The organism is Methanophagales archaeon (assembly GCA_021159465.1).
In the GTDB taxonomy this organism is placed as follows: domain Archaea; phylum Halobacteriota; class Syntropharchaeia; order Alkanophagales; family Methanospirareceae; genus G60ANME1.
In genome coordinates this window covers 1-7,868 of record JAGGRR010000010.1, presented here as the reverse complement: position 1 = coordinate 7,868, position 7,868 = coordinate 1, and the positions used below count along the sequence as shown (strand labels likewise).

Annotated in this window: 3 protein-coding genes and 1 pseudogene; 3 read left to right on the top strand and 1 reads right to left on the bottom strand. The window is 44.6% G+C overall.

Translation table 11 applies throughout. From position 1 onward, the window contains the following. Positions 1-71: 71 nt before the first annotated feature. Positions 72-317 (bottom strand): annotated as a pseudogene (locus tag J7J01_00245) (IS66 family transposase). A gap of 326 nt (positions 318-643) precedes the next feature. Between J7J01_00245 and J7J01_00240 the strand changes: the two are divergent. The 3 genes from J7J01_00240 (at position 644) to J7J01_00230 (ending at position 7,575) form a co-directional block, all read left to right on the top strand. Continuing rightward, positions 644-1,786: an ABC transporter substrate-binding protein gene (locus J7J01_00240; protein ID MCD6209323.1), complete on the top strand. Its 1,143-nt coding sequence runs from the start codon at positions 644-646 to the stop codon at positions 1,784-1,786. A gap of 23 nt (positions 1,787-1,809) precedes the next feature. After that, positions 1,810-5,979 carry an RICIN domain-containing protein gene (locus J7J01_00235; GenBank protein ID MCD6209322.1) on the top strand — a complete coding sequence of 1,390 codons (4,170 nt, stop codon included), beginning with the start codon at positions 1,810-1,812 and terminating at the stop codon, positions 5,977-5,979. 378 nt (positions 5,980-6,357) lie between these two features. Further along, positions 6,358-7,575: an NTP transferase domain-containing protein gene (locus J7J01_00230; protein MCD6209321.1), complete on the top strand. Its 1,218-nt coding sequence runs from the start codon at positions 6,358-6,360 to the stop codon at positions 7,573-7,575. Positions 7,576-7,868 lie beyond the last annotated feature (293 nt).

Sequence of the window (7,868 nt, the reverse complement as noted above, 5' to 3'; positions counted from 1 at the left end):
ATAGCTTCACTTTTGATCGATTGGAGAGTGATATGATGATCTTTTGTGAATGGTTAGTGGAGGGGGTTAACAGTCTTACAGGCTGCTCCTACACGGAGGATAGCATCCTGAATGCCCCTATGTGTGATCTCAAAGGCATTGAGATGGAAAGCAAAATCCTTGATTCTGCGAAGAAGAACACCGCGGAGGCTAAATTTCAACATTATCAGATATACAAGCAGGTTCACGCCGAATCTACCCTTTTGAGGGCATTCCGCGTCCTTTGCGGTGAACTCATGACCGCAGTCACGGCATTTATACTTGTGACGATTGAACTGAAATCGCTTGCCGTTACTGACATTTCTACATTCAGACTTTCCACCATAAAAATAATATAATTACTATATTTTAGATACCTGTGTTTCCACTCCAAATCTCGCTGGTGGATTGCCACCCTAACCGTTATTGCAAGAATATCGCATGGAAAGTTTTAGAGTGAAGGGTAGCTATATAAATACCTCAATAGCTATGTTTCTTCTTTTCCTTCCCTCTTTTTGGATGGTCTTCCCATATCATTAAATATACTTTCAATTTAATCAAGTTAGCTTGCAGTGATGGAAAATAATTTTAATACTCTTTATCGACAAATGAATGGGGGTGAAAAATGAATAAAAAAATAGCGATTGTTTCTGCAGTATTAGTAGTAGCAGCAGCGATAGCGATTGCAGCTATTGCTTTCGTTACAGTAGAGAAGAAACCAGAAGAGATAAAGGTCGGAGCGGTTCTTCCTTTGAGCGGCGACTTATCAGCGTATGGCAAGTATGTCCAAAGAGGCATTGAACTCGCAGCAGAAGAAATCAACGCTAACGGCGGTATTGGCGGTGCGAATATAACTGTGCTCTACAGGGATAACGAGGGTAAAAGTGATAAAACCGTTTCTGTGATGAATGCATTGATCGCAGAGGATAAAGTCCCGGTGGTCATAGGTGCGGTAGTCAGCGAAAACACTTTGGCGGTCTGCCCGATTGCAGAGAAGAAGAAAGTTGTGTTAATTTCGCCGACTTCAACCTCGCCGAAACTATCGGATTACAAGAACTACGTGTTCAGAACTTGTCCATCAGACATATACCAGGGCAAAGCTCTTTCCGATGTTATTTTCGATTTAAAGCCCGAAGGAGCCAGAGTAGCGGTCATGTTTGTGGATAATGACTATGGAGTTGGACTGAAGGATGCATTTGTGAAGAGTTATCAGGAAAGAGGAGAAATCGTGGCAGTAGAAGCGCATAAAGAAGGGGACACTGAGTTCACGGGCGTATTAAGCGCAATAAAAGATAAGAATCCCGATGTAGTTGTGCTAATTACGTATGCAAAAGAAGGTGCGGCGATAGTAAAGCAAGGAAGAGAAGAAGGGTTAGACGTAGCATGGGTCGGCTCCGATGGCATAAAATCCGATGCGTTCATTGAACAGGCGGGGAAGGATGCAGAAGGAGTGAAAGCAACGTATCCAATCTCGATGGTTTCCGAGTCGGTTACGGAGAATTTCGTAAAACTTTACAGGGCAAAGTACGGCGCCGGGTCTATAGATACGGACGTGGCTTATGGCTATGATACGATGCACGTAGTAGCAGAAGCGATAGAGAAGGGGGGCTACGATGCAGAGGATATAAGCGATGCACTGAGAGAGATAAGGCATCACGGCGTTTGCGGTGCGAAGAAATTTGATGAAAACGGTGATGTGCCACCAGCATACGACCTGTGGAAGGTAGAGAATGCAAAATGGGTGCTGGAGTCGAAGTTGGTGATATAAGAAGTTGGGAGGGAAAAGAAAAAATGAACAAAGAAGTGAAGAAAGGAAAAGGGATGAGTATTGCTATAGCTATGCTGCTTGTGCTGTCAGCATTTTCGCCAATTATTTCTGTTTCCGCTTTGAATTCGGGCAACGAAAGTGCGTCGTCAACGCCAACTAAGAATGTGACAGAAGAGTGCAGAACTCTGTGGTATTTCGATGAATCGAATTTGGAATGCCAGCAGAAGGAATTCTGCGGACTTTATATGTATAGAGGTTTGCATACCTTCGAAACGGAAGAGGAGTGCAAAGCTGCGCTTGAAGCGTATCTTAACGAGACGAAAGGAGAAACACCCACGCCGGAAGTCACACCAATTCCTTCCCTATTACCTACGCCAACACCAGAAGTAAAACTACCCATATCTATCGGTCGCAAAGAATTACCAATAACCTTTGAAGCCACTGACCCCGCACTGTTTCATTGCATCGGGCACGCGGAAGGAACAGACTGGTATGCCACGCCAGATGACCCGAACGGGCACATGATTCACGGTCCCTACATTGATTTGCTCCCAGGCACGTATAAAATCACCTTCAGGATGAAGGTGGACAAGAAGGTAGGGGATGAGAAGGTTTGTAAGTTAGAAGTAGCGCATGAATACGGCGAAGCAGTGATAAAAGACCAGCTCGTAACCGGGAAGCAGTTTGCACGAGCAGGGGAATTCCAGAACTTCTCACTCATCTTCAATACGACAGAAGAATACAAAGATGTTGAATTCAGAGTTTACTACTTTATTATACTCGGCGACGTCGGAGCCAAACTGACAGTGGATAAAATCAGGTTAGAAAGCGTTATATCTCCAGAAAGTCTAGATAAAGACACAGACGGCGATGGGCTTACGGATAAACAGGAAGCAGTAATCGGTACGGACCCCACGAACCCGGATACCGATGGCGATGGTGTAGATGACTACACGCAGTTGGTTAAACTCCAAGATATTCCGCCATGTGACCAGCGACAGCGTGTGGTTCAACCAGGTGCATATGGGATGTACGGCATTAAGAAAGAGCAGACAATAGACTCAGATGGTGACGGGCTGACAGACGTTGAAGAGACCGAGGGAACCTACGGCTATGTAACTGACCCTAACAATAATGACACGGATGGCGATGGGCTTGATGACCTAAGAGAGTACTGGTGGCTTTGCGATCCGACAGATAAGGATACAAATAATGATTTTGTAAATGATGGCGATTCGGTGAACGAAAGACAAACCTATCCTTTCCGAGATGAGAGTCTAACACCAGAGAGGGATAGAGATGGTGATAATTTGCCTCTTGCGGCAGAGAAATATGACATCAAAACCGACCCTAATACGTTTAGCACCGATGAAGACCCGTACGGAGACGGTCAGGAGTTCTTCGGGATAAACATGCCTAATATAGGTCCTGCAGACCATCCGCTCGTTGCTGCGTATCCCATTCTAAGCACGCAATGCGAAGGTATTACGGTCACGCCGAAAGCGGAGATAACAACCTCGACGGGTAAATCAGTGCAAGAGGCGTGGAGTATAACAACAGAGTCATCAGATAGCACAACGAATACAAATGAACTTGGTGGAAGCGTGAAGGCAGGGTATAAGTGGGGTACAGGAGGTGGTGAGGCATACGGAGAGATTACCGTGTCTTACAATCATGTGTGGGAGCATACAACCACCACAACGAACTCGAATACGGAATCAGGTTTTACACAGAAGGATTGGAGCACGGCAAAGACGACTAAAACAGACGATGCAGCAGCGCTCAAATTTACAGTGAATGTCAAGAACAGCGGAACGGCAGCTGCCGAGGAAATAACACCGGACATCAATATAAAGCTGGGACAGAAGGTTATAGCAACGGTTACTTCGCCAACCACGATAAATTCGCTTGGCATTGGAGAAACGAGCCGCAACTTTGTAGTAGATAAAACGCTATTAGGAATGGTATATGGCGACATCAGCGTGTCGCTGGATGTGTTGAAGTCTATTGACTGCGGCACGCCGCTCAGCATCGAGGAATTCCAGACAAAAGCAAAGGTAAAGAAATGGGACGGTGAGAAAAAGGAGTGGGTATTGACTGGCACTGATTACAGCACATATATGAACGAGATAAACGCTGTTAGTGCGAAAATCATCTTCGATCCGGGAGGCGGTGGCGATTACAGGGAATACAAAGTATTCGCAGGCAGCGACAAATACGACCCAGGCATAACGCTAAGAGATGCGATTCAATTGACGATAGGCATAAAGGAAACAGAAAAGGACGTGTACGTTGGCGGGCACAATATAGATAAGTGGCACTTTGGGTTCTCTCCTGAGGCGGCATTTGAAGCGGCGAAGAAGGTAGCCGAGGAAAAGAGAGATATTTTGAACTTAACATTGGAGCCAGGGTGGACGATTATTTTAAGACCTGTGAGTGATAAACCAGAGATACACTGGGCAGGATACAGTGAGGATATGAAGGACGTCCTTGCCTCGGTTACCGATGATTGCGGTTTAAAAGAGGTGATTGCACATGTGAAGATCGGGAATGCCTACAAAGATCTGACTATGACTGATGATGACAATGATACGATATACCGGCTTGTTCGCAATGATACCAAAATGGTGGAGGACGACAATGCTTACATCCTTGCCACTGATAGGGATGGCAAGACAGCGAAATCCGCGATTGGGAAGCCGCCCAGCCCTCCGCCGGTACATCCAATTGAAGAAGGTTGGTATGTGATCGGTAATAAAAAAAGCGAGAAGTGCGTAGAAGCTGAAAGTGACTACCCCAGGGTCAATGTCAGGCAATGGAAATACGTGAAGGGTCATGAAACGCGTGAGCAGTGGCAAGTAGAACCTATTGAACTTGGCTACTACCGAATATATCGTACCGTTAAGAGAGACGCTAAGAGAGTTTTGTTGTGTTTGGAGGCAGACGGGAGAGGAAACGTTGTACAAACAAAGTGGAGTGGAAAGGACAGTCAAAAATGGAAGATAGAGCCTTCAGGGGAAGAGAACTACTTCAAAGTGGTAAATAAAGCGAATGGCAAGTATTTAGACGCCAAAGATGGAAATATCAGGGTAGAGGAGTGGAGAGAGAATGACGCCCAAAAATGGGTATTCCAACTCGTTGATAGCTATCCTGAGGAGTTATCAAGTACAGGATATTATGGAATCTTTGCCAAACATAGCGCTAAGTGTCTGAATAGAAGACGGGATAACAATGTCTATCAATGGGTTTACAGGGGATATGATTGGCAAAAGTGGCGATTGGTGCCCGCTGGTGACAGATACTTCAAGATTGTTTGCAAGTACAGTGGAAAGTGTTTAACAGCCACCGGTGATAAAAATATTATAGAGCGGGATTGGGAGAACAGTGATACTCAAAAATGGGAAATAGTGCTTGTTGAACCAGGGTATTATCACATACAATGCAAAAAATATAGCGACCTTTATATGGATGTCAAAGGTGGAAGCAGTGAGGACGGAGCCAATGTCAGACTGTGTAGTTATAGCAGTCGGTCAGATAACGCTGCACAGAGGTGGAAATTTAGCGATACCGGTAGCACAGTGACTGGAATACTATTATTCGAGCATGAGGATTACAAAGGGAAGTCTAAAGTGTTTACTGGCAATACTCCATACGTAGGACGCGATTTCAACAATATTGCAAGTTCGCTGAAGGTGCCTCCGGGGTATTCAGTGAGATTATACGAGCATAAAGACTACAAAGGGAAGAAGTCTAAAAAGTTTGTCGGCGATACTCGATACGTGGGAAAAGATTTCAACAATATAGCAACATCATTAAAAATAATCAAAGAAAAAGGTAAAATGGTATTTTACGAGGGCAACGATGCAACCCAAGACAGGATATTTTCGTTTAGCACTGAGACCTCACGCTCTTGGAACTGTAAAAAAGGTGACTGCGAAAATGATGAGGCAAGATCCGTTGTACTTTATCACGTCAAACCAGGTACAAGGATCTACATCTATGACAGTCCAAAGTCAAAAGAAGAGGATAGAAAAAAGGATGACTGGACAGAGATAAAAGTCAAAAAGTACATAGCGAAGGTAGTAATTGGATCGTTTGAAAAGAACAGAGATGAGGACGACGTCTACGTGGAGTACCATAAACATAATGGCTTAGATGGAAAAGTGTCCTACATTGAGGTCGTAGCTCCCTAAGGCTGGTGCCAGCTAGTAATATAGAAATTTTATTTGACCCTGCATCGGAACGATGCAGGGTTCGAATTTTTTTCGGTCTTGAATGATTTTAGGTTGGAGCGCCTTAGCTATAGCTCTTCGGGTTGCATACGCCAAAGGAAACGGTCTTGCGGGAATCTGAAGCCCGATGATCCAGACGAAGCAGGCACAAAATACGTCTTTGATTGCTCAACCCCGAAAACTGTAAGGGTTTAAGCGGAAATCTTTTTTGTCCGCAGGATAAATGGATGCAACAATTGATGATATGTGGCTCTTATAAAGTATCAAACGTGATCGAGCCAAGTCAAGGTCAAGTATAGTTCTTTTTAATAATTATCCTATCCTTTTAATAAACCAATTATGAAAGCAGTGATTCTTGCAGCAGGCGAGGGCAAGCGGATGCGCCCTCTTACTTACGTCCGCCCGAAGGTGATGCTACCAATAGCGGGTAAGCCAATAATAGAGCATCTAATAGAGGAGGTGAAAGCAGTTGGAATCACCAGATTTATCATTGTTGTTGGGTATCATGACGAAACCATACGTGGTTACTTCTCTAACGGTGCTGATTGGGGCATAGACATCCAGTATGTAACGCAGAAGAAGCAGCTTGGCACTGCCGACGCACTATTGAAGGTGGAGAATCTAATTAACGACGCGTTCCTCGTGCTTAATGGCGATGCGATAGTAAATGCCATCGATATAAAGCGAGTAGTGGAAGCAGGTAAAGGCGTCACAATTACACTTGGTGTAATTGACAGGGAGAATCCCGGTGAGTATGGAGTGGTTGAGATAGAAGGCGACCGGATAGTGAAGATACATGAGAAGATGCCCAGACCACCCACAAATACCATAAATGCCGGTGTATATCTCCTTAATGAGTCAGTGTTCGGTGCACTGAAGGCGACAGAGCGTTCAAAGAGGGGCGAATTTGAACTTACCGACTCCTTACAGTTGCTTATTGACTCAGGTGAGCCAGTTTTTTGGACCAGGATAGAACACTGGTTAGATGTCAGCTATCCATGGGATTTGTTACGTGCAAACGAAACTATGATGGAGGGTGAGGGTATAAGACCCGTTATCAGAGGTGAATTGGAAGATAACGTGGAGCTGAGAGGCAAAGTGGTAGTAGGTGAAGGAACGAGTATAAAATGTGGCACTTATATCGAAGGTCCTGTTATTATCGGTCCTAACTGTGAGATCGGTCCTAACTGCTACATCCGTGCTAAGACCGCAATTGGCAAGAACTGCCATATAGGCAACGCCGTTGAGATAAAGAATTCCATTATCATGGACAATACGAAGATACCCCATCTCTCCTATGTCGGTGATTCGGTTATTGCATCACATTGTAACCTTGGTGCGGGCACGAAGATTGCGAACCTCAGATTTGACGAGGCATCAGTAAAAGCAGCGGGCATGGATACTGGCAGGAGGAAGTTCGGTGCGATATTAAGTGATGGTGTAAAGACAGGAATAAATGCCTGTATTGATGCCGGTACGATCATTGGTAATAACACGCTTATCGGTCCCGGTGCTCTTGCTTCTGGTTATATAAAAGAGAATTCGTATATATTCTAAATTATAGTCTCTTGCAAAACTTTATCTATTATTCCATTTCATTCTGCCCTATGAGGGGAGAACGAATATCAATCAGGAACTTTGGAGAGGTCAGGTCACAGCTTGTGAGTGAAAAGGATCCAGCGGTGAAGCAGAAACTCTCTTTTCTCGTTGTTGCAGGCGAAGATTGTCTATTGTCTGTATTTTGAAAAAGCTGTTGAGGCGAGTTGTAAGGAATAAGGACGTGGAATGAAATTGGATACAAAGGTTTTCTCCCAAGCCCAAATAAAGGAGGTAGACCTCCTAAGCTCGCT